We start from the raw sequence: 21,522 nt of genomic DNA on the forward strand, positions 1-21,522 counted from the left end.
TAGCGTTTAGAACTTTCTTAAGCGATGGATTTGGAAAGCCTGAACAGCTAGCACCGTTTATTTGAAATCGGATGGTTCGCACCCGATACTCGCAGCCAACCAACCCGTTTGTGGTATGACCGGAAATGCAGAGACTGGCCGGGCCATCCACCAAAACCCACAGGAGGTCGTCGGAAAGATGCGACAAAAATCTCATATCGCACATCGCAGTACTTTTTAATTAGATAGAAGTAAAAATATTATACAATAAGTCAAAGCCTCCGCTCAGGAGCCTCCTAACCATTGCATAGATCACAGCAACCTCCTAGTCTGGAAGTGCTGCGATCTGCGATTTTTAGGATATCGAACCTGAGATCCTAGCCAACGTTTAGCTTAATGAGCGCCTTGTCCTCATCCTGATTGTAGAGAAACACAGCCGTGTCAGAACGCATAAACTCAGACTTGAGAGCTTCACGATCTGCAAGCACCCATTGAGCCACATTCCTTATAGCCCAAGGACGGACTTTCGATCGATCTGGCAGAACAAGCTCCAGATGCTTACCATCTGAATCCATGTTCACTTGTTTGAGACCAAGTGATCTGAGAGCCTGAGCTAATTTCTGAGGCGTAACATTAGTAGTTGACCACTCTGACATAGTAATGGCATACTGAAGGTTACCCATTGAAACCACGTCCTTGTGAAGCGGGTAATTTCCCGATGAGATCAGCTCATTTAAGATATTTGCGAGAGGTGTCCGACTATTTTCCGTGGCCACCTCTTTGGCAACAGTCACCGGAGGTGCGGCATTGGGCTTAAAGTTAGCAAGGTCCAAATTTTGAAGATAGTGGGAGAACGCGGAGATAGCATCGTCATTTTTTTGAAGTGCGTCATGAAGTTCTTCGAAGAAAGAATTATGAGCAGCGACTTCGTCTGGAATTTCCGGTCTGTCGCAAGACCGTGCAACAAACCATCGTCGCTCATTTTGCGGCAAAGCGATTGGCGAGAGATGATTAGATGATATAAACGTTCCCCTTGGCGTATAACCAGGCGCAACGTCATAGTGTTTTCTTTCCGCTGAAAAAGTTTCCGCAGTGATGATTTCTTTCAGTTTTTCATAAGTTTCCAATCGTTCGCCGTGTTGAGCCTCTTCGACTAACAAGATCTGCGTATTGACAAGTCTCGTGTTAAATTTACTACCAAGCTCTTCACCCTCAAGTTTACGAGCATTTTCACTTCCGAACAACTTTTCCATGATAAGGTACAACGAGCTTTTACCCGTTCCCTGGTCTCCTGTAATGATTACTCCATGCGTGATCTTAGTAGCGGGAAACTGAAGCAGGTGAGCGATGTACTGGATGATATGAAGCCGAGAGTCATTGTCGGGTATAAACCTTTGAAGATAGCGGCTTATTATTTCAAAATCACCCTGTTTGGAATCTACGCCTCCCTTCTTCCAAAGATTAGCGACGAGTCCCAGGCTCCCATAAAAGATGAGACGATCGTCTCCCGCCCGATATTCTGCTAAACGGACTTTCGGCGTTGTAACAGAAGACATCATTCTGCTGTGAGGTCCCTCGCCGATTAGATGCTGGATGCTATCAGCGAATTCGCTGATTTTCAGAGTATCCCCTGTATTAAGATCAAGATACATCTGGCCTTTCACAATGTAAATGTGTTCTTTCTGCGCTTTAACAATCTGAAGAGGTTGTTTAGCTAAATTAATTGGACTTCGAATAGAGGCGCGAAATGGGCAGCGACCGCAGCCATCAAATCCGATGCGATCTGCGATGTGTTCACAGGTAGCGGGCCCGGCATCAGCGAGAGCATGCTCGATCTTGGTATTTGTTTCTTCAATCGAGTAGCCAGGATAAGCTTTAGAGCAATCGTGAGCCCAGTCATGGCCAAGAGCAGTTCTGCAAACAATGCCGACCATCGCATGCCATTCAGGCTCCGACAATCTACTAGCATTGACGATTGCATGTTCGATGAAAGAACAGCCCGCAATTATAGGCGACAGCAAGTCTTCGCTGACACCAGTCGATTTCTTTGTCCTCATCGATTCCGTATAGGCTATACGGGCTATGAGTGCGACCGAATGAGTTGTATCTATAGCTACTAACGCAGTTGTTGCGGAGGAAAATTGACAGTCTAGCCATTTCTGAATGACCGACCGGCAAATTCTTTCTGATATTTTTGCAAGAGAAACAGCTTTAGCAGGGGAAGTTTTGTGATTGAAAGTTCCGGGAGCCTTACACATTCTCGATAAGTCGGCTGTCCCATCGAGCTTATAACCGACTTTCTGAAAGCCCCTCCGGACCGCGATCTGGAACTGTTGGGAGAACTTCTTTTCAGCCTTACGCTGCTGCTCTGTGATGATCATCTCCGCTTTAGCATAGACCCAGTAAAGGTGGTACCCGCCACCAGTGCGAACTATCATAGTGGGATCCGGACAGCCGATGTCGGAAATTATTTCAAGGGTTTCATCCAGATTTTCTGGCATCGTGAGCGGATCAGCCGGATTCTCCGGTGGCCCGTGCGGCCCCTCTCTTGTGTCTACATCAAGCATAAGATGGCTAACAAAAACTACGGTGTCCTGTTTGCCGCGGGATCGCGGTCCTGGCTTAGATCCCTGAAGACCACGGCCAACATAGGTATCGCCTCTTTTGCTAAGTTCTTGAAGTTTATTTGCTACTTTCTCAAGTTCGTCGTTTCGAAACGCGAAAACATCCACGTTAAAGTCCGACCAAATGACGGCATAACCGCTTGTTGAGCTGTGGAAAAGTTCCGTTAAAAATTTTAACGTATCAGAAGCGTTAGCTATAGCAGCGGTGTTTTTAGTCATGACTTTTTCCTATCTATTTGTTTGATTGCCTAAATCTCATCAGGCGTTGTTGTGTGCTCGTTGTCCCGATGACCAGCGCTTACTAGCGACAGTCAACGTTTTCATCCTAGTCACCAGCGAACTTTCTGAAGATCATTCTCTACCTATATACTGACTTAGTTTTGTTAAATCGTTTTACGGGGCGATTTGACGACAGCATGATTTGTACCTTCGACCAATTTCCCACCTTTCTACAGAGAGAACTCTTTTTTATTCCGCACTGAATGCATGAGATCTCGATTGAAGTCCCGAGTGGGGACGTCATTGAAACAATGTCTAGGCTGGAACGATCACCGATCGGTTCTGCAGCGGAGAGGTAACAGTTCTACGGGCCCGTTTGGTCAATATGGCGACGGCGTCTCAATTGTCTAGTACCAATCTGCAAACTGTACTGAGAAATATAGGCGCGGAGCGGAATTTTAACTTCCATAATCATGAGGAAAATTCGGTATGTACGGATCTCATCTTTCAGAACGATCTGAATGCTTCATAGCGAATGCCGATTTTAAGGGGCTTCTGAATGTTCAGTGAAAACCCCTCGAAGAATGGGAAACATGATGTTTTCCAAGAAAAGGGGAGAAAGCGTGCAAGTGCGACGATAAAGCAGCCGCCGTAGGGCTTTTTCACTGGATCGTGTTTGGGATTGCGCTTGACAACCGCAGTGACTGTTCGGGAGTTTTCATTCGGGGGGCAGCAGCGTATTCCCGCGCTCATTTCAACCGTTGGAACAACAGGAAACAGCGGCTTTCTGACAAACTTTGAAGTTGGCAGGCGCCCTCTGATATCGCCTTCATCTGAGGCGGCTCAGGACGCTGGTGCTCGTCGCACTTTTCTACGAAGCGACACGACAATTCGCTTTAAGCAAAAATCTGGTCAACGGGAGCAACTTACCGCCAAGCTGGGAATGGCAGGAGTAAGCGCCGTGAATGGCGGCATCCGCTGACGCTGTGCAGTTGCCTATATATAATGAGTGAGAGTGCCTCTCGTCGCTCTTCACCGCTGGTGTTCACACCCACCTAACTGCCGAGCTTCTTAGTCACGCTTCGTATGTTCAGCCATGTGAGAGATCGAGCTGCGGGCCACCTCATCAGCTTCTCAGCTGGTTCACCCCCCAATGCAGACTGCGGTGATCAACCGCCGAATTGAAAATCCTCGGCGCCATCGAGTAGGGTGCTTACCCTAGCGACGCTTTCCGATGCAGCGTCGATCATCGAGACTCTCAGCGAGCCGGCAACTCCGTCGTGGTGCAGCTCAGCCTATCATTTGGTAGGGAGGGCACGTGATGAACTCTGTCCGTTCAGGACAGGCGATCGCTACGGATTTACAAATCCAATCAGATCGCCTTGGTTTCAACCCGAAGTTCGAGCACACGGCAAATTCCCCCGTTGCTACAGGAACGTGAATTCGGATGAGTGTTATTCCATGGTCGATCATCCTCGACCCATTGAGGCTGGAAGAACTCAGCGCCCTAAATATACTTGATACAAAACCTGAGCAGTCTTATGACGATCTTGCATCAATCGCTCGTCTAATCTGTGGCACTCCAGTTGCAAATGTAACGCTGGTTTCAGAAGACCGACAGTGGTTCAAGTCTGCTATCGGCAACGATGTGCTAGAAACCCCGATTGAGCAATCTGTATGCGCTCATACCATCGGTGAAGAGGAAATCTTAATCATCAACGACCTCACGGATGATGTTCGAACTGTCGATAATACGCTGGTAACCGGGAGCCGTTCGCTCCGGTTCTATGCAGGAGTTCCGCTTCGCCTTGAGGGTAGCTTCGGTGTAGGCACACTCTGCGTACTCGACACTAAACCACACCCCGAGGGACTCAACCCTTATCAGGTTGAAGCGCTCAAAGCCCTAGGCCGACAAGCGACCATCCTGCTTCAGATCCGAAAGTTTCTAGCGACACACGAGCAAGCTGAGCACTACGAGGGCGTTATCAGCGAACCAATCGAGGAAATATCCGACGCTTTGCTGAAGGCATATAAGCTAAATAAGGTCTACAAGGATAGCGTCCTAGAGAACTTGCTTTTTAGTAGCTTAACCCACATAGCGATTGGGATTGCCCGCTCCGGTAAATCAGTAGAAACAATTCTGAATTGATGCTCTGCGATCGTTGATGCTGGGAGCATCGTGATGACTGAAAATCTTTCCGACAAGAGCCGCATTCTTATGAGCATCGCTGATGCCCTGGGAACAGAACCGTCGGCATTCTTCACTGGTGATGGCTTGCCAACGAGATCGTTAGAGACCCAGGAGCTGCTGAGTGCGTTTGCTCGCATCAGAGATCCGAAGGACCGGCGCACCTGCATCGATTTCGTCAACTCGGTTTTGGCTAGGCAGGGAACGACGGACAGCGGAGCTTGATATGGGAGCCGTCAGGCAGTCGATGCAGCCAGCGTAAGGATGAAAGCCTTCCGGCTGACAAAAGCTTCAATCAGGGTTTGTCCGCTTTCAGACAGAACCCTATTGCTTTTCGTTGGTTGGTCGTATGGGGGGAGCAGACAGCATGAGGCTGCGATGTCCCGCTTCTTCTTCGACATACTGAACGGTGACGTTATTGAAGATAATGAAGGGATGGAATTTCCCGAAGCACAAACAGCCTGTGACGAGGCTCTTCGTTCACTGCCAGATATGGTCAAGGGCCACGATCTGTGTGACGGCGGTAAGGACGTCACTATCATAGTTCGGAGTGAGCACGGCCGGCCGATCTATCGAGCTACACTCACTATTAAGGAACAGTGGCTGGCTGACGTCATCTCAACCTTCCACAACATGCGGTAATCTGATGCACCGACTTCGGTAGCCATCGTTTTACAAGTCGGGAATAAGCCGTGTCGTCAAATGAGGCTCGGCATGCATGATAACCGTCGCAACCTGATGGATGCGTATCTCAGGTGCATCGTGATCGATGAAGGCTTCGCTCGTGAGATCGCTGCCATAGCGGACGAATGCGTGCGGGATAGGAATCATGCCGTCGCTAAGACGATGCGAGACATCAGCCGCAATCATCGCATCAGAGGGATGGAAAGCAGGGCTCAGATTGCTGCTCTGAAGGCTGAGTATGACGGAACTTATGGTGAACCTGTGGACTACTAACAGTCCAGTCTTAGGCTTTGCACCTTCAACGTAGCTCAGTGTCCTTCGACATGCTTGCAGAGGTTATTGAGAATGGCTGTCCAACCGCTGCGCTGCTGCTCGATGGGAAACTGATTTTCGGGGTCGAACGAGACCTTTAAGCTTGTTTTCTCGCCTTCCGGGGTGAACTCGACCACTGCACTACGATCCCCGAACGCATACTCGATCCGTTCGTTCGGGATGATTTTGGTGAAAATGCCCTCAAAATCGAAGCCCATGCTGCCGTCCTTTGCCTCCATACGAGAGGTGAACTTGCCGCCTTCTCGAAGATCGACGCTTGCGTTCGGGCAATGCCAGTCGTCGGAGGCAAAATTCCACTGCGTAATCTGGTCCGGTGTGGTATAAGCTTTCCAGACGGCCTCAATGGGTGCATTGACGATTGCTTCCACGGTAATTCGTTCTTGAGCCATCTGCGGTCTGCGTCCTGCTGATATTGAGTTTGCAACTAGCATACTTCACATCAAAGCATTCGTAGAATCAACCTCGAAAATGACGTCAAATCGGATATGAACTGTCTAAATTCGATTACTAGTGATCGAAATCTGACATCTGGTATCTACTCATGAGGTTTACTCACGGTGGGAAGCAGACCTCGTTCACCTAAGGTAACTGCCTTCGGTGTCTCTATGGTCCACTGCCGGGTGTTTGCGGTTGAAGCAGCGGCTTTCGCAGATCGACCCAGGCCCAGTTGGCTTCCTCGATCCGACCACGCTCATAGAATACATACCTCTGTGGGAAATACCATCAACCGTCCGTCTTCTGCCCATGGTGCCTCCGGCGTGTCCGCTCCGGGTAGCAAGCGTCAGAGTTGAACCACTTGCTCCAGTCATGCCGAAGGGTGAGGATCTGGGTGCGAGAACGGCGACCATATCCTGTCAGTTGGCATTCATTTCGACAGTCAGGAGCGACGTAGCGCTAGCGTTCGGCCAATCCCAACCAGGAGCATTTCGGAGAGGTGACGGAGGTCGGGATAGTCGCCTCGCTTGAGTGTCGTATGGACCTCAACGCAGTGGTCAGCAGCAGCAATCAACGGATCTTCGATATCCTGCGTGATCGAGGCAGCAGGCATGAAAACGTCCGAGTGAGTGTTGGTGGTATCGATGTACGCACCTTGGCCGTGCATCCTCCCAAATTCATCCGGCACGAGGGTCCCACGGTTCAGGACCCAACGAACCCCTGTCTCAGTCACCACTCGGAACTCAGCCGAGAATGAACCTCCCGTCTGCCTCACACGACGGATGCGGTCAAAAACCCATCCTTTGTCGTCCGTATGGATACGTCCGAGTGCCACTTCCATAGGGAGCGGCTCACCGGCCAGGCTTGGATTGCCTGCCAACAAAGCGGCTGCTCCTTCATCGAGCAAAGATCGTCCGGCTGTGACGTTGGTATTCCAAATACCAATGAATCCAGCGGCTTTTAACGCTGGGGCTGTCAGTGCTAGGGGTATCATCTCGATCTCCAAGCCCACGACAACGCCCGGAGCTAAACCGTCAAACGGACGGCAGGAAGCAAAGTTTCGATAGAAATCAATGACCTCCCTGTAATGCGATGATACATCACAGTTACAGATTGTATTTTGAATTCAGTTGCCAGAAAAGAGAAACGAGATATCCAAATCGTGTTTTCTCATCCACGAGGGATGCAAGATGAACATCAACTGCACCAAAGCTGCATTGCAACGAATAGCTAAGACACTTAATGTTCCTGAAGATACCTTCCTCTTGGGGGGCGGTCACCACCAAAACAACACGTTTTTTGACGTTTCCTTAGAGCAATTGGAAATAATTAATTTATTTCAAAGCATCCAAGATCCGCTTCTACGCCGGTCGTGTCTCGACTTTGTTCGTGAAATAGCAGCTGCATCTGCATTTTTATAAGTATGTTTGATTGAACCTTAGGGTGAATTCGAGCACCGAAAGCCATTCTTTGGTTAGTTGCTAGCCTGGCTGTTGGCCCGTGCTCTTGGGAAGTAGGTGTAGAATGTGTCTCGGTTGACGCCGAGCCGCTTGGCGATATCCGCCACGCTAATCGTTCCAGCCTGAAGCATGGCACGACCAGCTTCGATGTCAGCTGGCGATAGCTTCTTAGGACGGCCACCTCTTCGCCCTCGGGCGAGGGCTGCTTTCAGCCCTTCCATCGTTCTCTCTCGGTTGAGATCGAGAAAATACTCCGCCATGGCTCCGTGGAGTTGAAGGGCGAACCGGCCATGGGCGGTCTCGCTGTCGAACTGTTCCGTCAGACTTTGAAAATGGACGTTCTGCTGTCTCAGACCATCGATGGTCCGCATCATCTCGACCAGGGATCGTCCAAGGCGATCCAGCTTCCATACGACGAGCACGTCCTGTGGCCGTAGGTAGGCGAGGGCTGCTTCGAACTCGGGTCGCTTGGTCCCTGCCTTGCCGGATTTCTTCTCTTCGAACAGCCGTTCGCAGCCGGCCTTGGTCAGCGCATCACGCTGAAGGTGTAGGTTTTGGTCGAGAGTCGAGACACGTGCGTATGCAACAAGCATGTCGGGATCGTATTACGATAGGGTTTACCCGTCAGTAGATTTCCAGACACGGTTTTCCGACAGTTTTCGGGGCGAAATGGCTTGTCCTTGGGAAACCCTAACCAAGCGTCGTGAAAACGGTCGTTTTCCCGTCAAAACCAGGCTGCATGAACCGCTACTGGAGGAGCTGCATGCACACGCTCTCTTGCCTGTGACACGCAGGGGCCTTGTAAGAGCTGACCAAACCTTTTGCCGTAGAGACAATGAGTGCTCTATTCGTTCGCTGATTGAGGCGAAACGATAAGTCATCGGGCTCGGTTGCCCTAACTGCGGTAGGACCATTCGCCATGAACTGGGATCAATCGAACGGGCGGATTACAGCAGGTGTGTCCTTAGATATTCCAGGTATGAGTTATAAGCATCCCGAAACTGGCATCATTTCAGGATTTGAACCTGATTTAGTAAGGCTCGTGGCACACGAGATACTTGGTTCGACAGATGGTGTTGAATTTCTTCAGGTCAAGGATGCCGAGAGGGTTCAGGACCTACGAAGCGGTCGGGTTGATGTGGTCGTATCACAGATGACCATAACTCCAGATCGAGCTGAACAGGTCGATTTCTCAAAACCCTACTGCGTGACACGAGAGGGTCTTCTCGTTCCGAGCGGAAGCTCTATTACTTGTTTTGACGACCTTCGAGAGAAACGGATTGCTGTTACGGAAGGCTCGATCTCACTTCGAAGGATGCGAACGGCAATCCCCTCCCTTCCGGGAGCTACACTCGTCGTTACGCCTTTCAGCGTCGAGAACCTTGAAGCCGTCGTCAAAGATGAGGCCGACGCAGCATCGAACGACATGATCAATTTGACCATGCTGCGAGCTTCCTTAGCGGAACCAGAAGCCTATTCGATTATCGACATTGGGAACAGGTTCGATCTCAAGCCCTTCGGTATGGCAGTCCGAAAAGGCAATTCAGCGCTTCTTGAACTGCTCAATCAAGTGATTGCAAGCCTCCAAGATAATGGAGAGATTGACCGTATGCTAACAAAATCCCTTACAATTTTAAACAAGTTTTGATCATTGGAATCGTCAGTTAGGATGATTAGTGCTAATTGCAGGCATTCGGTATAATGGACTGAAAGGCTTGGAGCCTACTGGGACGGTAGAAGTCTCAAGGTCTCGCATTACCCACGACAGACAGCTCCGCTATTAACTTATCGTTAACTATTATCCACCCATGAAGGACAAGAACGAAATAGGAACTTCGATGCAGCAGCCAGCTACCAATCACTCTTCTGCCCTGTCTGAAGGAACCCGATCAGGCTTCGCAGCCAGCTTTAGGTCGATCTATGCCAGCTTAGGAACTGAGCCGCTTCCAATGGCTCACGTTGACCTGCTACTGACAATGCGGAGACACGAAAGACAACATAGGCCAATCAAGCCGGGCAACTTCCTCCGGTCGTGATGGAAGGTTCAGAGCTGTTCGGCACTTGGAATTCTCAGCGGTTTCATCGAACACAAAGCTCGACGGTCTCGCTCACTATTTCTGCACTTCAGCGATCGGCCTAATGGTCAGAACCGGCCGGTTGAGACCCAAGTTTGAAGGTTCGCTCAAAGTGAAAAAGAGCGTGATATTTCAGTCCGTTAACTCTTTGCCTGCGCTGCATCAAAGCTGATGACAGCACGCTTCGGCGCAACCTCTCGCCAGCGACGTATCAGAAAGGGCCAAAGGCCCTCAGGCTCTAAAGCAGCCAATCGGGCAAGAACGGTTGGGTGTCCAAGGTAGTGGGTCGTGACGTGGAAGACCTGGGGGTTGACTGCGATCAGCATCTCACGTTCGTCTGCGGGCATGCTGTGAAGGACGAGACTGTCGTCCTCAGCACGCAAGCGTGTCACGAGCTTGCCCCTCACTTTGAGGGCCGGCGTGCCGTAGGATGTCGCAGCCTCTACGTTAGGCAGCTTTAAACCCATTGCGAGAACGTCGTCCCAGGTCATTCCCGATCCGTCGCTGATTGATGTCGAAGGCGAAAAATCCTCTCGGTTCGGAAGTAGCTGTCCTACCATCGGTACCGAACGTCAAATTTTGACTACTAGGGAGGTCCAACCGTATCCGCTGCAAAAGCCCTTCGAGATCCTAGGGGTTTCGGTCGACCAACGGTGCTGTCTTTCGCTGTTTGCCGCTCCATCTCGGAGTTCAGTTCAGCACCAAGCAGGACGATCACAATCGAGAGCCAGATCCAGGTCATGAAGCCGATGCCTGCTCCGAGTGACCCATAAATTCGGTTGTAGCTGTCGAAGGTGGCTACATACAGGGTGAACACCGTCGAAGTGCTGACCCAGCCGACGGCGGCAGCGACACTGCCGTAGCTCACCCACCTCCACTTAGCCTCCCGACGGCTCGGGCCATATCGGTATACCAACGAAAGGCCGAGGCTCACGAGAGCGACGAGTGCTGGCCAGCGGATGACCCGGAACAGTGTATCTGTCCGCTCGCCCAATCCAATCCGACCTAGAAAGATCGGCAGTCCCACAACCACGGCAATCGTCGCAACGGTGACGAGGGCTCCGGTGATCGTGAAGAGGAAGGTCGTGAGATAGACCCGTACGAGAGATCTTTTTTCGGCTTCTCTAAATATAACATTAAGCGCATCAAACAGAGCAACGATCCCGGAGTTTGCACTCCAAAAGGCGATCAGGAAGCTCAGCAGTGAGGCTGTGCCCAGGGTCCCCGCTCCCTGCTTGGCCACATGTTGAAGCTGATCACTAATCAGGTTGAGAATGCCATCCGGTAGGACGCCTTGAAGAAGGCTCAGATGCTGGCCGATCACCGTTGGGTCTGCGAACAGGCTGTAGAGCGAGACGACCGTGGCAATGCCCGGAAACGTCGACAGAAGGCTGAAGAAGGCGACACCACCAGCGGTGGACAGCACTCTATCCCGAGGGATCGCCCAAAACACCCGCTGAAGAACATCCTTCCATCCAGCAGCTGGGATATCGGTGGGGCTCTCTGCAGAATGACCACGGCCCGGTTCACGAGCCCTCTCCTGTGCGGTTTTGATCGTCGCCTCGTCGGGAGCCCGAGTGGCCACCGAACGCCAGTCCTCACCCTCTTCCTGGTCCTGGGTCATGCGGCCGCTCATACGGACAGGGTTGTCTCAAGTGAGCCTATTGCCCTTCTGTCCTGCGAACCAGTGAGCTGTTCGGTTTGTGTCCCTTGGGGAAACCTTGTCAGAAATGGATGGCTACCCCAAGGAAGACACCAACAAGCGAAAATTTTGCCTGAGCGAATTCAGTTATGCCAGTTTTGCGCCAAGGTATCGGTCAAGGTAACTTGCCTACCATAGATTCCGCCTTCAAGTGGGTATACCTCATCAGCATTCGGGTATCTCGATGCCCACTGATGAGTGCCACTTCCGGGATACTTAAACCCAACTCAAAGAACCGTGTGACTGCCTCATGCCTTAAATCATGATACCGAAAGTTTGGCAGGTCGGTGCGCCCCATAATGCGCCTCCATGCCATCTTCACAGCATCCTCCGTCGTTGGGAACACAAGCTCATTGTTTGAAGGTGAGTTGGGTCTCCTGGCCAACAGGATGCTTAAAGCCCTGGAGGTGAGCGGGATGGTCCTAGCGTGGCCGTTCTTAGTTTGTGGAATGTGCAGAGTCCGCTTCGCCTCATCGAGGTCGGCCCACCGGACCTTCAGAACCTCTCCACGCCTCATGGCCGTCTCGATGCCAAACTCCACCATGGCAAGAACGTGAGGGTTTCTCGATCGCAGGCAGGCAGCTCGTAGCTTCTCCCATTCTCCAGGCTCCAAGCGTCGAGACCGAGCGTTGAACACCTTTGGCTTCTTGACGAGCGTGAATGGGTTCTCGGAGATCGGATAACCCCATGTGTGCCGGGCCACCTCAAGGGCGTGCCGATAGATTGCCAGCTCTCGGTTTACACTGCCGGGTTTGATGGCTTTGAGCCGTGTGTCTCGATGGTGTGCCACCTTGGCAACAGTGAGCGCACTCAAAGGGGTTTTTGACAGCGGGTGTCTCAACAGGACCCGGATTGCCATGGTCTCACGGAAGGCTCCCCGCTTGGTTGGTGACACCTCATCCCGGTAGCGGATCAGCAGATCGCCGACAGTCAGTTCATCAAGGACTTTGCGATTGGCCGGTAGGCCCCTACGATCGGCCTCCGCCTCAATATGTCGCACCCAGACTTGTGCGTCTGTTTTTGTCAGGAAGGATCTGGTGAGAGCAGGGGAACCTTTCCGCCTGACCTGGACGTGCCATTTGCCGTTCCGCTTCCTGATCGTTGCCATCGGTTTGAGTCTCACTGTGCCCAGATTGTGCCAGCGAGTTCCGAAGGAGGCCCAGTGTCAGTTTCAAGTCCGGTACTACGAGCGGTGGTTCTGCCCGCTACCTTGTTGAATCAATTGAACTTTACAACTGCACCACGGACCCTGATGCTCATCATGTAAAGTCAAATGTCCGCACCCGACGCTCAGCGAGATGATGCACGAGAGCGTGCTCGACGCGTATGGCAAGGTGATCCACACCTGACGATCGATACCGGCGCGGAGGCGGCTCGCTCGCCCCGCATCCAGGTTAAGCGCACAAGCAGCCCGGAGACACATCGCGCTCCGGGATCGCTACGCTCCGCTCGCACAGACGATGGCTGTGGCGAAGGCTTCGGAGATTCCAATCTCTCCCCTCATCCTGAGGTGCCCGGCGATCGAAGATCGCTGGGCCTCGAAGGAGGGCTCCAGGGATCGCGGAGACTTCTGGAGGGCTCCTTCGAGGCCTCCGCTTCGCTGCGGCACCACAGGATGAGGGTGAGGGTGGGACGGCCCGCTCAACCCGCCGCTAGGTTGCGGACCCGGTGTTCTGGCGCGACCAAGCCGTCAGGGCGAGACTCACGGCCTGGAACAGGGCGATCACGAACAGGGTCGCGACGCTTCCCCCGATGGGGATCAGGACCAAGGCCCAGGGGTCGAAGCCCCGGACGAGCAAGAGTGTGACAAAGCTCCCGATCACGGATGCGATGATCATGCGAAAAATGCAGCATTCCGACGGTTGCATGATACCTCCCGGTCGGCAGCCCCCTAACTTATAATTGAGATTTCGACCAGATTTCGCAATCGTAAATAGTACGCAGCATGCGATGCCATCGCCATCCGGTCAGGCAACCGCGTCCCCCGATCGATACCGGTCCGACTTGCGCGAACACTTCATCTCGCGGCCGCGGTGCGGTGCCCGATCTCAGCCAGTGGAACCCAATTCCTCGACATCTTCAAGGGATCGCGCGTGCCCGAGCATAAACAATTGAAGGTGCCTCAGCCGTCCCCACGCTCCACCGGTTCGGCCTGGTCCTGCGAGGGCACGTAGGCGCACCATTCGCAGATGCCCCGCTCGGCGCCACGTCTGGCATTGCGCTGCGAACAGAGCGGGCAGACGAGCAGGATCAGCCGGCCTCCGGACCGCAGCGCGAGCCCGCGCCCCCGGAACGTGACCTCCGTCGCCTCGTCGCCGGCCCGTCGATCGCGCATCCGGTCGCTCATCGGGCGCCCGCAAAGCCGTGCGTCATCCCGGCTGGGGCTGCAGTCCCGACCTTCGATTCGCCCTGCATCGCGACGCACCTCCTGAATTCGTCCAGCGATACAAGCTCTGGGCCAATGAATGGCTCCGCTTGGCCTCAAACTTGTCAGGAACCTTGGCCTGTGACCCGGCTTGCGAGCCGACGGGATGCGCCGGAGCCGAATCGTCCGTATTGAGGCGGCTTCGCACAGCGCGGGAGCGGTCGGGAATACGATGCCGGAGCCAGGAGAGACGAAGGCCGCGCGCGGCGTGCCGACCTACGCGGACGTCGCCCAGGCGGCGGAGCGCATCGCCGGAATCGCCCACCGCACGCCGGTGCTGACCTCGCGCACCGCGGACGCGATGACCGGCGCGACCCTGTTCTTCAAGGCCGAGAACCTGCAGCGGGGCGGGGCCTTCAAGTTCCGCGGCGCCTACAATGCGATCAGCGCCCTGCCGGAGGCGGTCCGTGCCCGCGGGGTGCTGTCGTTCTCCTCGGGCAACCACGCCCAGGCGATCGCCCTGGCGAGCCAGCTGCTCGGCATCCCGGCGACCATCGTCATGCCGTCCGACGCGCCCGCCGCGAAGATCGCCGCGACCCGGGGCTACGGCGCCGAGGTCGTGCTGTACGACCGCTACAGCCAGGATCGCGAGGCGCTGGGCCGCGAGCTCGCCGAGCCCCGGGGCATGACGGTGATCCCGCCGTTCAACCATCCGGACGTGATCGCCGGGCAGGGGACCCTGGCGCGGGAGCTGATCGAGGAGGCCGGGCCCCTCGACGTGCTGGTGGCCTGCCTGGGCGGCGGCGGCCAGCTCGCCGGCTGCGCGCTCGCCGCCGCCGCCCTGTCGCCCGGCTGCCGGGTGATCGGCGTCGAGCCGGAGGCCGGCAATGACGGGCAGCAATCGTTCCGCTCCGGCCAGGTCGTCACCATCCCGGTGCCCCGGACCATCGCGGACGGGGCGCAATCGACGGCGCTCGGCGACCTCACCTTCGCGATCATCCGCCGGGACGTCGCCGACATCCTCACGGTCTCCGACGCGCAGCTCGTCGCGACCATGCGGTTCTTCGCCGAGCGGATGAAGCTTTTGGTCGAGCCGACCGGGTGCCTGGCGGCGGCGGCGGTGCTGCACGGGCTGGTCGACGTGAGGGCCAAGCGCGTCGGCGTGGTGATCAGCGGCGGCAACGTCGATCTCGCCACCTTCGCGCAACTTGTCGGGTAATCGGGCTGACGCGCCGAATGCCGCGGCCTTGTGGCCCGGCCGGAGTGGACCGGACGGGGACGGATGCTTATCTTGTGTCTGTCAGAATGCGCGCTCCCGGGCCTTGAACCCGGATGGGCGGGAGGGTGACGATGTTTGCTGGCTTCAAGGTTCTTTCGCTGACCGATCGCGCGGCCGAGCGGATCAAGGCGATCATGGCGGATGCCGACCGGCCGATCGCGGGCCTGCGGGTCGGCGTCCGGAACGGCGGCTGCGCCGGCATGTCCTACACGATGGAATACGCCGAGGCGGTCAAGCCCGGTGAGGATGTGGTCGAGGATCGCGGCGTCCGGGTGTTCGTCGATCCCAAGGCGGTGCTGTTCCTGCTCGGCACCGAGATGGACTTCACCACCGACAAGCTCGCCTCGCAGTTCGTGTTCAACAACCCGAACCAGACCTCGGCCTGCGGCTGCGGCGAATCGGTGGCGATCACGCCGGTCTCGGAAGACCGGATCCCGGCGCGGGTCTGACGCTTCGCGTCAGGCCACCTGCGAGAGCGAGTCGGCCGCGTCATCCACAACGCGGTTCCGGCCGGCGCGCTTGGCCGCGAACATGCACAGGTCGGCCCGCTCGAGCAGCGAGGCCGGGCTGTCGCTGGCGTGCAGCACCGCGATGCCGAGAGAGACCGTGACCTTGCCGAGCGACTCGCCGGTCGAGCGCTTGACCAGTTCCCGACCCATCACGCTGGCCCGGACCGTGTCGGCTACCTGCCGCGCCACGGCGCGGTCGGCGCCGGGCAGCACGATGCCGAATTCCTCGCCGCCGAACCGAGCGAGCAGCGCCTGCTTGCCGGCATTCTCGCGCATGACGATCGCTACGAGCCGCAGCACCTGATCACCCGTGAGATGGCCGTACAGGTCGTTGAACCGCTTGAAGAAATCGATGTCGAGGACGATCAGGCTCATCGGGGCCGCGCCGAGGCGGGCGGCCTCCACGGAAGCCTTCAGCGTCTCCTCGAAATGCTTGCGGTTCGACAGGCCGGTGAGGGCGTCGGTCAGGCTCTCGAGCCGGCTCGCCTCCAGCTTCTCGCGCAGGGTCTCGATCTCGCTGCGGGTCTCGCGCATCCGCGCTTCCAGGACCCGATTGTTCACCACGACCTCGCGGGTGGTGGAGACCAGGGTCGAGACGATCTCGCCGAGCCGCGCCCGGGTCGGCAGGCCCTCCTGCGCGAGATCCTGGGCCAGGCCGCGCAGGGCCTCGCCGTATTGCGCGGTCGAGCCGAGGGACAGGTCCAAAATCTCGGTGACCGCGGCGATCTCGTCGAGCATCCCGCGGCTGATATCGCCGGTGGCGCTCGTGAGCTGCCGGCCATCGAGATAGGTCTCGTGGAGGTCGTCGATGGCGGCGTCCGTGAGGCAGCCCTTCTGCGTGGTCAGGCGCTTGACCGCGTCGCCGAGCAGCGGCAGCTCGCCCGACACGTAGGCGTACCAGACCGCGTAGGCGCGGGGCGTCGCCGAGGGACCGTAATCCCGGATCAGATCATGGGCCCGCTTCGCCAGGGCGAAGCTGCGGTCGCGATCCGAATAGGTCTCCTGGCTCATCCGTAACCCGCGGTCCGGGGCCGCCGGTGGATCACTCATCCACGGCCCAAAACCAGTCTAGTCCCCGTTCGTAGCCGGAACGTTAAACCAGACGTTACTTCTCTTTCTTTGCCAAGACTGGTCGAAGCAAGAAAGCCGGAACATGGGAGCCGAGACCGATCGGCGTATCCCCGTCGGGCTCGTTGCGGCGGCCGCGCTCCTCGCGCACCCGGTCCTCGCGCACGGGCTCGGGACGCGGGGCCGGACGGGCCTCGCCGCGCGGGGCAGCCCCGCGCGAGCGCTGACGGCCCCCAGCCTCACCGGTGCCGCGGCTGTTGGGCTTGGCCTCAGCCCTGGGCTCGGATTTGCTCTCGGTCGACCGCGAGTCCGCCGACCGGGCTTCCGACGACCTGCCCTCGGACGACCTGCCCTCGGAAGCGCGCTTCTCGGAGCGCCCCTCGGAGGATCGGCCCTCGGAAGACCGTCCCTCGGAAGACCGTCCCTCGGACTTGCCGGAGCGCCGCCCGCCGCGGCCCTCGCCCGAACGGCCGCGATGGCGCGTGCCGGTATCGGCGGACGCATCATCGGCGACCGTGGTCAGATCGCCGTCCAGCCAGGGGATCGGCTGCCCGATCAGCGCCTCGATGGCGCTCAGCGAGCGATCGTCCCCGGGGGCGACCAGTGTGTAGGCGGCGCCGCTGCGGCCGGCCCGGCCGGTGCGGCCGATCCGGTGGACGTAATCCTCGGGATGGTGCGGGATATCGAAATTGAAGACGTGGCTGACCGCGGGGATGTCGAGGCCGCGCGCCGCCACGTCACTGGCGACCAAGAGGGCGGTCTCGCCGGCGCGGAACGCGTCGAGCGCCGTGGTGCGGGCGCGCTGGTCCATGTCGCCGTGCAGCGCCGCGGCGTCGAAGCCGTGGCTGACCAGCGACTTCTGCAGCAAGGCGACGTCGCGCTTGCGGTTGCAGAAGATGATGCCGTTGTTGAGCTCGGCCTCGCCGCGGATCAGGCTGCGCAAGCGCTCGCGCTTGGCATGGCCCTCGGAACCGACCGCGACCAGCCGCTGCGTGATGGTCGAGGCCGTGGAGGCCGGCCGCGCCACCTCGATCCGCTGCGGATTGTGCAGGAACATGTCGGCCAGCCGCTCGATCTCCGGCGGCATGGTCGCGGAGAAGAACAGCGTCTGCCGGGTGAACGGCACCATCTTCACGATCCGCTCGATATCGGGGATGAACCCCATGTCGAGCATGCGGTCCGCCTCGTCGATGACCAGGAGCTCGACCCCGGTGAGCAGCAGCTTGCCGCGCTCGAAATGGTCGAGGAGCCGGCCCGGCGTCGCGATCAGCACGTCGGTGCCGCGGGTCAGCTTGGCGTCCTGATCGGCGAACGAGACGCCGCCGATGATCAGCGCCACGTTGAGCTTGTGGTTGGTGCCGTAGCGATCGAAATTCTCGACCACCTGCGCCGCCAGCTCGCGGGTCGGCTCCAGGATCAGCGTGCGCGGCATCCGGGCGCGGGCGCGGCCGTTCTCCAGCAGCGTCAGCATCGGCAGCGTGAACGCCGCGGTCTTGCCGGTGCCGGTCTGGGCAATGCCGAGAACGTCCCGGCGCGCGAGCACGTGGGGGATGGCCTGGGCCTGGATCGGCGTCGGCTCGGTGTAACCCGCCGTCTCGACGGCGTTGAGGACTTTCTCGCTCAGTCCCAGGTCGGAAAAAGGCATCTGCGTTCAGGAACCGTTGCGCGCCCGGCCGGCGCGGTGGACACCGTCGCGGCAACGGCTCGGGAGGGCTCTCGTAAGGCGCACGAACGCACCCGTGGCCGCGGGGCGCATGGGGCAGTCAGTTAGGGGCTTGGCGCAGCTTGTCAATCTCGCAATGCGCGCATCCGGGTCCCACGCACAGCCGATCAGGGCTGGTGGCGATCCAGGGCGGGCAGCAGGCACGGATCGAGGCGGGTCGCCCGCGCGGCGCCGCCCGGTGCGCCCGGTGCGATCGAGCCGGTGGTCTCCGGATCGGCCGGGAGCCCGTGTCCACCCAGGGCGAGCTGTACCGGCGCCGGGTCGGCCTGGCTCAGCCGGGCGAGTTGGTGGGCCGCGAGGATCGCGAGCACCCCGACGAAGGCCGAGATGCGCAGCGCCCAGGTCAAGGATCCCGTCAAGGATCCCGCCGGCCGGTCCGGCGCCTTCGCGCCGAGGTTCGCGGTGACGCGGCTTTCCGTCTCGGCGGCGGGTCGGCGGGTCCCGAACGGTTTCGTGGGCCGTTCGCCGGGCGCGAGCATGGACGATCCTCTCCGCCAAGCCGCGGGACCGGCAACGGGCGATGCCGGCAGGCTTAAACGAACAGGGTTAATCGGCGGCTTACGCAAGACGGGCCGGCGACGCGCCGAGCGTGCCGAAATAAAACGCCACCCCCGGAGGCCCGATCGCGGGACGCTCATCAGTGCGTATTCCGAATCGGCCAGATCCTGCAGCGGGCCGGTACCGCAATGCCAGCTAGTCTTCAGGTTTTGTTAGACGTTCGATGCAGCTTACGATACCCGACCGACTTCCGATGACGGGAATGTGTGCGCGGAACCTTCACCTTTCGTTGACGAGATCGGGCTAGTCTAGCCGAGCTTGTTGCAGGAAAGCGACAGACCCGCCGACCGAGAGCGCCTAGAAGGCAGCCGGCTCAAGCCAACCCCAGGACCTATGGCACCATGAAAAAAGTTCTTCTTGCATCGACCGTTCTCGCCGGCATGACCGTCGCCGCCTCCGCGGCCGACCTGCCGCGTCGCGCTGCGCCGCCGCCGGTGTTCACGCCGGTGCCGGTGTTCACCTGGACCGGTTTCTACGTCGGCGTGAACGCCGGCTACGGCTTCGATGCCAGCAGCCGCAACACCGCCAACTACGCCCTGCCGGCCGGCTCGCTGATCAATTCGGCTGGCACCAACGCCGTCGTCAGCGTCAACAACCGGGGCAACAACGACGGCTTCACCGGCGGCGCGCAGATCGGCTACAACTACCAGTTCACGCCGGGCTCCGGCATCGTGGTCGGCATCGAGGCTGACGCCCAGTACGTCGACTTCGCCCGCCGCGCCAACGCCACCCAGAACTACGGCCTCGTCGGCGCTCCGGGCCTCGCCTTCGCGGCGCCCCGCGCGTTCGTCGCCACCAGCGGCAACGGCCTCGACTACTTCGGCACCGTGCGCGGCCGCCTCGGCTACGCCTTCGACCGGACCCTCGTGTACGCCACCGGCGGTTACGCCTACGGCTCGGGCCAGGACGACCAGAACTTCGCTGGCAACCGCTTCCGTGACAGCTTCCGCTCCGGCTACGCCGTCGGCGGCGGTCTCGAGTACGCCCTGCCCACCGACTCGTTCCTGAACTTCTTCAAGTCCTCGGCCGTGACCCTGAAGGTCGAAGGCCTGTACGTGAACCTCGACCGCCAGAAGAACACCGCCGGTGGCGTGTACTACGGCAACCTGCTGGCCCCGAACGGCACCGCCTACCTCAACGGCGCCGCCGCCAACACCGAGTTCGCCGTCGTCCGCGCCGGCGTGAACTACAAGTTCGGCTCGTACTAAGACCGAACCTCGGCGCCGGCCCAGCCGGCGCCGCAGCGATGGAGGGTCCGGCCGCAAGGTCGGGCCCTTCGTCGTTTCCGGAGGCCCGGTGCGACAGGGACGACAGGAACGGCCCTTCCGGCGTGGGATTATGACCGTAGCGCCCGGATTGCTCGGATGCTCCGGAGCGATCCCTTATGCGATACGCATTCTTATTCCTGCCGCTGACCGTCGTCGTTCTGGCTGGGTCCCCGGCCGGAGCCCAGGACGCCAGCGTGATCGGCAACAAGACGGTGCTGCCCGGCACCGGGCCCGGTACGTCGACCGGGGGCGACGACCGTGGCCGGTTGATGTCGGCGGGCAGCGCCGAGGCCGCGACCAAGCGGCAGGGCCTCAAACCGGTTTCCTTCATGGCCTCCACGATGATCGGCGTCGTGGTGCGCAATCCGGCCGGCGACAATGTCGGCACGATCGACGATCTGCTGATCGCCGATGGCGGTGCCCTGAAAGCGGTGGTGCTGGATGTCGGGGGCGTCCTGGGCCTCGGCAGCAAGCGCATCGCCGTGGCGCCCGACGCCCTCGTGCTGCGGCCGGGCGGGGATCGCTTCTCCGCCGTGCTCAACATGAGCAAGGACACGGTCGCAGCCGCCCAACCCTTCGACCCGGCCAAGGCGATGGCTGCGGATTAGCCTGACCGGCACCGGACTAGATACAGTTGCGATCCAGGCGCGCCACTCCAACGTCCGTCTGCGATTCCCTCCAACGCCGTCATTGCGAGCGCAGCGAAGCAACCCAGTGCGGCGCCACGCATTTCCAAGTCGCGCTGCCCTGGGTTGCTTCGCTACGCTCGCAATGACGGAGCGCAGTTCTGTGGGCGCCTTGTCGCCTCAGATATCCAGATCGACCCCGTCGGCGAAGGCCGCGGGCTCGGTGATGGAGGCGAAGCGGGCCGCCGGCTTGTTCCCCATCAGGCGCTCTACCGTGGCGGCCGTGGATGCCCTTGCCTCGTCGAGGTACCCGACCCAGAGCAGCGTGCGGCTCTTCCCGCCCATCGTTGTCTCCTTCAGCTGGGCCGGCCTCATCTCGCCCAGGCCCTTGAAGCGGCCGATCTCGACGTTGCCGCCCTTGAACCCC

At 58.3% G+C, this 21,522-nt stretch carries 22 protein-coding genes and 1 pseudogene; 10 read left to right on the forward strand and 13 right to left on the reverse strand.

The window, feature by feature from the left end:
• Positions 1-356: 356 nt before the first annotated feature.
• Complete coding sequence (locus tag MKL20_RS08050; RefSeq protein WP_244036237.1) at positions 357-2,822, reverse strand: primase-helicase family protein; 2,466 nt, start codon at positions 2,820-2,822, stop codon at positions 357-359.
• Positions 2,823-4,269: 1,447 nt separating this feature from the next.
• Here MKL20_RS08050 and MKL20_RS08055 point away from each other — a divergent pair.
• From MKL20_RS08055 to MKL20_RS08070, 4 genes are all read left to right on the forward strand, one after another.
• Positions 4,270-4,971, forward strand: coding sequence for a GAF domain-containing protein (locus MKL20_RS08055; RefSeq protein WP_244036238.1), 702 nt, complete (start codon positions 4,270-4,272; stop codon positions 4,969-4,971).
• A gap of 33 nt (positions 4,972-5,004) precedes the next feature.
• Complete coding sequence (locus tag MKL20_RS08060) at positions 5,005-5,235, forward strand: hypothetical protein (RefSeq protein ID WP_244036239.1); 231 nt, start codon at positions 5,005-5,007, stop codon at positions 5,233-5,235.
• Positions 5,236-5,388: 153 nt separating this feature from the next.
• A complete protein-coding gene (locus MKL20_RS08065) occupies positions 5,389-5,652 on the forward strand; it encodes a DUF6894 family protein (protein WP_244036240.1) in 264 nt (87 codons plus the stop codon).
• A gap of 72 nt (positions 5,653-5,724) precedes the next feature.
• The gene (locus MKL20_RS08070; protein ID WP_244036241.1) at positions 5,725-5,967 is read left to right on the forward strand and encodes a hypothetical protein; all 243 of its coding nucleotides are present in this window, start codon (positions 5,725-5,727) and stop codon (positions 5,965-5,967) included.
• A gap of 35 nt (positions 5,968-6,002) precedes the next feature.
• On the opposite strand, the gene MKL20_RS08075 is transcribed toward MKL20_RS08070, so the two are convergent.
• Together MKL20_RS08075 and MKL20_RS08080 are read right to left on the reverse strand one after the other, a co-directional pair.
• Positions 6,003-6,416 carry an SRPBCC family protein gene (locus MKL20_RS08075; RefSeq protein WP_244036242.1) on the reverse strand — a complete coding sequence of 138 codons (414 nt, stop codon included), beginning with the start codon at positions 6,414-6,416 and terminating at the stop codon, positions 6,003-6,005.
• A gap of 488 nt (positions 6,417-6,904) precedes the next feature.
• Complete coding sequence (locus tag MKL20_RS08080) at positions 6,905-7,456, reverse strand: PAS domain-containing protein (RefSeq protein ID WP_244036243.1); 552 nt, start codon at positions 7,454-7,456, stop codon at positions 6,905-6,907.
• 196 nt (positions 7,457-7,652) lie between these two features.
• Here MKL20_RS08080 and MKL20_RS08085 point away from each other — a divergent pair, with 196 nt between their 5' ends.
• On the forward strand, positions 7,653-7,883 hold the full coding sequence (locus MKL20_RS08085) for a hypothetical protein (RefSeq protein WP_244036244.1): 231 nt from the start codon (positions 7,653-7,655) through the stop codon (positions 7,881-7,883).
• A 53-nt stretch (positions 7,884-7,936) separates the two neighbouring features.
• Here MKL20_RS08085 and MKL20_RS08090 read toward each other — a convergent pair whose 3' ends face one another.
• The gene (locus MKL20_RS08090) at positions 7,937-8,515 is read right to left on the reverse strand and encodes a recombinase family protein (RefSeq protein ID WP_244036245.1); all 579 of its coding nucleotides are present in this window, start codon (positions 8,513-8,515) and stop codon (positions 7,937-7,939) included.
• Between the two features lie 326 nt (positions 8,516-8,841).
• Between MKL20_RS08090 and MKL20_RS08095 the strand changes: the two genes are divergently transcribed.
• Complete coding sequence (locus MKL20_RS08095; RefSeq protein ID WP_244036246.1) at positions 8,842-9,570, forward strand: substrate-binding periplasmic protein; 729 nt, start codon at positions 8,842-8,844, stop codon at positions 9,568-9,570.
• 567 nt (positions 9,571-10,137) lie between these two features.
• Here MKL20_RS08095 and MKL20_RS08100 read toward each other — a convergent pair.
• The 5 genes from MKL20_RS08100 to MKL20_RS08120 all read right to left on the reverse strand — a co-directional run bounded on the left by MKL20_RS08100 (position 10,138) and on the right by MKL20_RS08120 (position 14,034).
• Positions 10,138-10,488: an MmcQ/YjbR family DNA-binding protein gene (locus MKL20_RS08100; RefSeq protein WP_244036247.1), complete on the reverse strand. Its 351-nt coding sequence runs from the start codon at positions 10,486-10,488 to the stop codon at positions 10,138-10,140.
• Between the two features lie 95 nt (positions 10,489-10,583).
• Positions 10,584-11,621, reverse strand: a complete 1,038-nt coding sequence (locus tag MKL20_RS08105) for a YihY/virulence factor BrkB family protein (RefSeq protein ID WP_244036248.1) — start codon at positions 11,619-11,621, stop codon at positions 10,584-10,586.
• A gap of 193 nt (positions 11,622-11,814) precedes the next feature.
• The gene (locus MKL20_RS08110) at positions 11,815-12,807 is read right to left on the reverse strand and encodes a site-specific integrase (RefSeq protein ID WP_244036249.1); all 993 of its coding nucleotides are present in this window, start codon (positions 12,805-12,807) and stop codon (positions 11,815-11,817) included.
• 544 nt (positions 12,808-13,351) lie between these two features.
• Positions 13,352-13,537, reverse strand: coding sequence for a hypothetical protein (locus MKL20_RS08115; RefSeq protein WP_244036250.1), 186 nt, complete (start codon positions 13,535-13,537; stop codon positions 13,352-13,354).
• Between the two features lie 284 nt (positions 13,538-13,821).
• Positions 13,822-14,034, reverse strand: a complete 213-nt coding sequence (locus MKL20_RS08120; protein WP_244036251.1) for a hypothetical protein — start codon at positions 14,032-14,034, stop codon at positions 13,822-13,824.
• A gap of 262 nt (positions 14,035-14,296) precedes the next feature.
• Between MKL20_RS08120 and MKL20_RS08125 the strand changes: the two genes are divergently transcribed.
• Both MKL20_RS08125 and MKL20_RS08130 read left to right on the forward strand, forming a co-directional pair.
• Positions 14,297-15,283: a threo-3-hydroxy-L-aspartate ammonia-lyase gene (locus MKL20_RS08125; protein ID WP_244036252.1), complete on the forward strand. Its 987-nt coding sequence runs from the start codon at positions 14,297-14,299 to the stop codon at positions 15,281-15,283.
• 131 nt (positions 15,284-15,414) lie between these two features.
• Entirely contained in the window at positions 15,415-15,792 is a 378-nt protein-coding gene (locus tag MKL20_RS08130) for a HesB/IscA family protein (RefSeq protein ID WP_244036253.1), read from the forward strand.
• Positions 15,793-15,801: 9 nt separating this feature from the next.
• On the opposite strand, the gene MKL20_RS08135 is transcribed toward MKL20_RS08130, so the two are convergent.
• From MKL20_RS08135 to MKL20_RS08145, 3 genes are all read right to left on the reverse strand, one after another.
• A complete protein-coding gene (locus MKL20_RS08135) occupies positions 15,802-16,863 on the reverse strand; it encodes a sensor domain-containing diguanylate cyclase (protein ID WP_244036254.1) in 1,062 nt (353 codons plus the stop codon).
• 94 nt (positions 16,864-16,957) lie between these two features.
• Positions 16,958-18,565 (reverse strand): DEAD/DEAH box helicase, encoded by a 1,608-nt coding sequence (locus MKL20_RS08140; RefSeq protein WP_244036255.1) that lies wholly within the window; start codon positions 18,563-18,565, stop codon positions 16,958-16,960.
• 185 nt (positions 18,566-18,750) lie between these two features.
• Positions 18,751-19,122, reverse strand: coding sequence for a hypothetical protein (locus tag MKL20_RS08145; RefSeq protein ID WP_244036256.1), 372 nt, complete (start codon positions 19,120-19,122; stop codon positions 18,751-18,753).
• Positions 19,123-19,542: 420 nt separating this feature from the next.
• Between MKL20_RS08145 and MKL20_RS08150 the strand changes: the two genes are divergently transcribed.
• Positions 19,543-20,409, forward strand: a complete 867-nt coding sequence (locus tag MKL20_RS08150; protein ID WP_244036257.1) for an outer membrane protein — start codon at positions 19,543-19,545, stop codon at positions 20,407-20,409.
• Positions 20,410-20,585: 176 nt separating this feature from the next.
• On the forward strand, positions 20,586-21,077 hold the full coding sequence (locus MKL20_RS08155) for a PRC-barrel domain-containing protein (protein ID WP_244036258.1): 492 nt from the start codon (positions 20,586-20,588) through the stop codon (positions 21,075-21,077).
• 198 nt (positions 21,078-21,275) lie between these two features.
• Here the strand turns inward: MKL20_RS08155 and MKL20_RS08160 are convergent.
• Positions 21,276-21,522 (reverse strand): annotated as a pseudogene (locus tag MKL20_RS08160) (DNA topoisomerase IV subunit B); the annotation flags it as partial.

Source organism: Methylobacterium sp. E-066 (genome assembly GCF_022829635.1).
Classification (GTDB): Bacteria; Pseudomonadota; Alphaproteobacteria; order Rhizobiales; family Beijerinckiaceae; genus Methylobacterium.

What these genes read in the sequence shown, in the direction of transcription:
- MKL20_RS08120 (WP_244036251.1), bottom strand. Translation starts at nt 14,034, where the DNA reads ATGCGCGATCGACGGGCCGGCGACGAGGCGACGGAGGTCACGTTCCGG.
- MKL20_RS08055 (WP_244036238.1), top strand. Translation starts at nt 4,270, where the DNA reads ATGAGTGTTATTCCATGGTCGATCATCCTCGACCCATTGAGGCTGGAA.
- MKL20_RS08140 (WP_244036255.1), bottom strand. Translation starts at nt 18,565, where the DNA reads ATGCCTTTTTCCGACCTGGGACTGAGCGAGAAAGTCCTCAACGCCGTC.
- MKL20_RS08070 (WP_244036241.1), top strand. Translation starts at nt 5,725, where the DNA reads ATGCATGATAACCGTCGCAACCTGATGGATGCGTATCTCAGGTGCATC.
- MKL20_RS08135 (WP_244036254.1), bottom strand. Translation starts at nt 16,863, where the DNA reads ATGAGCCAGGAGACCTATTCGGATCGCGACCGCAGCTTCGCCCTGGCG.
- MKL20_RS08085 (WP_244036244.1), top strand. Translation starts at nt 7,653, where the DNA reads ATGAACATCAACTGCACCAAAGCTGCATTGCAACGAATAGCTAAGACA.
- MKL20_RS08080 (WP_244036243.1), bottom strand. Translation starts at nt 7,456, where the DNA reads ATGATACCCCTAGCACTGACAGCCCCAGCGTTAAAAGCCGCTGGATTC.
- MKL20_RS08145 (WP_244036256.1), bottom strand. Translation starts at nt 19,122, where the DNA reads ATGCTCGCGCCCGGCGAACGGCCCACGAAACCGTTCGGGACCCGCCGA.
- MKL20_RS08150 (WP_244036257.1), top strand. Translation starts at nt 19,543, where the DNA reads ATGAAAAAAGTTCTTCTTGCATCGACCGTTCTCGCCGGCATGACCGTC.
- MKL20_RS08130 (WP_244036253.1), top strand. Translation starts at nt 15,415, where the DNA reads ATGTTTGCTGGCTTCAAGGTTCTTTCGCTGACCGATCGCGCGGCCGAG.
- MKL20_RS08115 (WP_244036250.1), bottom strand. Translation starts at nt 13,537, where the DNA reads ATGATCATCGCATCCGTGATCGGGAGCTTTGTCACACTCTTGCTCGTC.
- MKL20_RS08155 (WP_244036258.1), top strand. Translation starts at nt 20,586, where the DNA reads ATGCGATACGCATTCTTATTCCTGCCGCTGACCGTCGTCGTTCTGGCT.
- MKL20_RS08050 (WP_244036237.1), bottom strand. Translation starts at nt 2,822, where the DNA reads ATGACTAAAAACACCGCTGCTATAGCTAACGCTTCTGATACGTTAAAA.
- MKL20_RS08105 (WP_244036248.1), bottom strand. Translation starts at nt 11,621, where the DNA reads ATGACCCAGGACCAGGAAGAGGGTGAGGACTGGCGTTCGGTGGCCACT.
- MKL20_RS08090 (WP_244036245.1), bottom strand. Translation starts at nt 8,515, where the DNA reads ATGCTTGTTGCATACGCACGTGTCTCGACTCTCGACCAAAACCTACAC.
- MKL20_RS08060 (WP_244036239.1), top strand. Translation starts at nt 5,005, where the DNA reads ATGACTGAAAATCTTTCCGACAAGAGCCGCATTCTTATGAGCATCGCT.
- MKL20_RS08100 (WP_244036247.1), bottom strand. Translation starts at nt 10,488, where the DNA reads ATGACCTGGGACGACGTTCTCGCAATGGGTTTAAAGCTGCCTAACGTA.
- MKL20_RS08075 (WP_244036242.1), bottom strand. Translation starts at nt 6,416, where the DNA reads ATGGCTCAAGAACGAATTACCGTGGAAGCAATCGTCAATGCACCCATT.
- MKL20_RS08110 (WP_244036249.1), bottom strand. Translation starts at nt 12,807, where the DNA reads ATGGCAACGATCAGGAAGCGGAACGGCAAATGGCACGTCCAGGTCAGG.
- MKL20_RS08095 (WP_244036246.1), top strand. Translation starts at nt 8,842, where the DNA reads ATGAACTGGGATCAATCGAACGGGCGGATTACAGCAGGTGTGTCCTTA.
- MKL20_RS08125 (WP_244036252.1), top strand. Translation starts at nt 14,297, where the DNA reads ATGCCGGAGCCAGGAGAGACGAAGGCCGCGCGCGGCGTGCCGACCTAC.
- MKL20_RS08065 (WP_244036240.1), top strand. Translation starts at nt 5,389, where the DNA reads ATGTCCCGCTTCTTCTTCGACATACTGAACGGTGACGTTATTGAAGAT.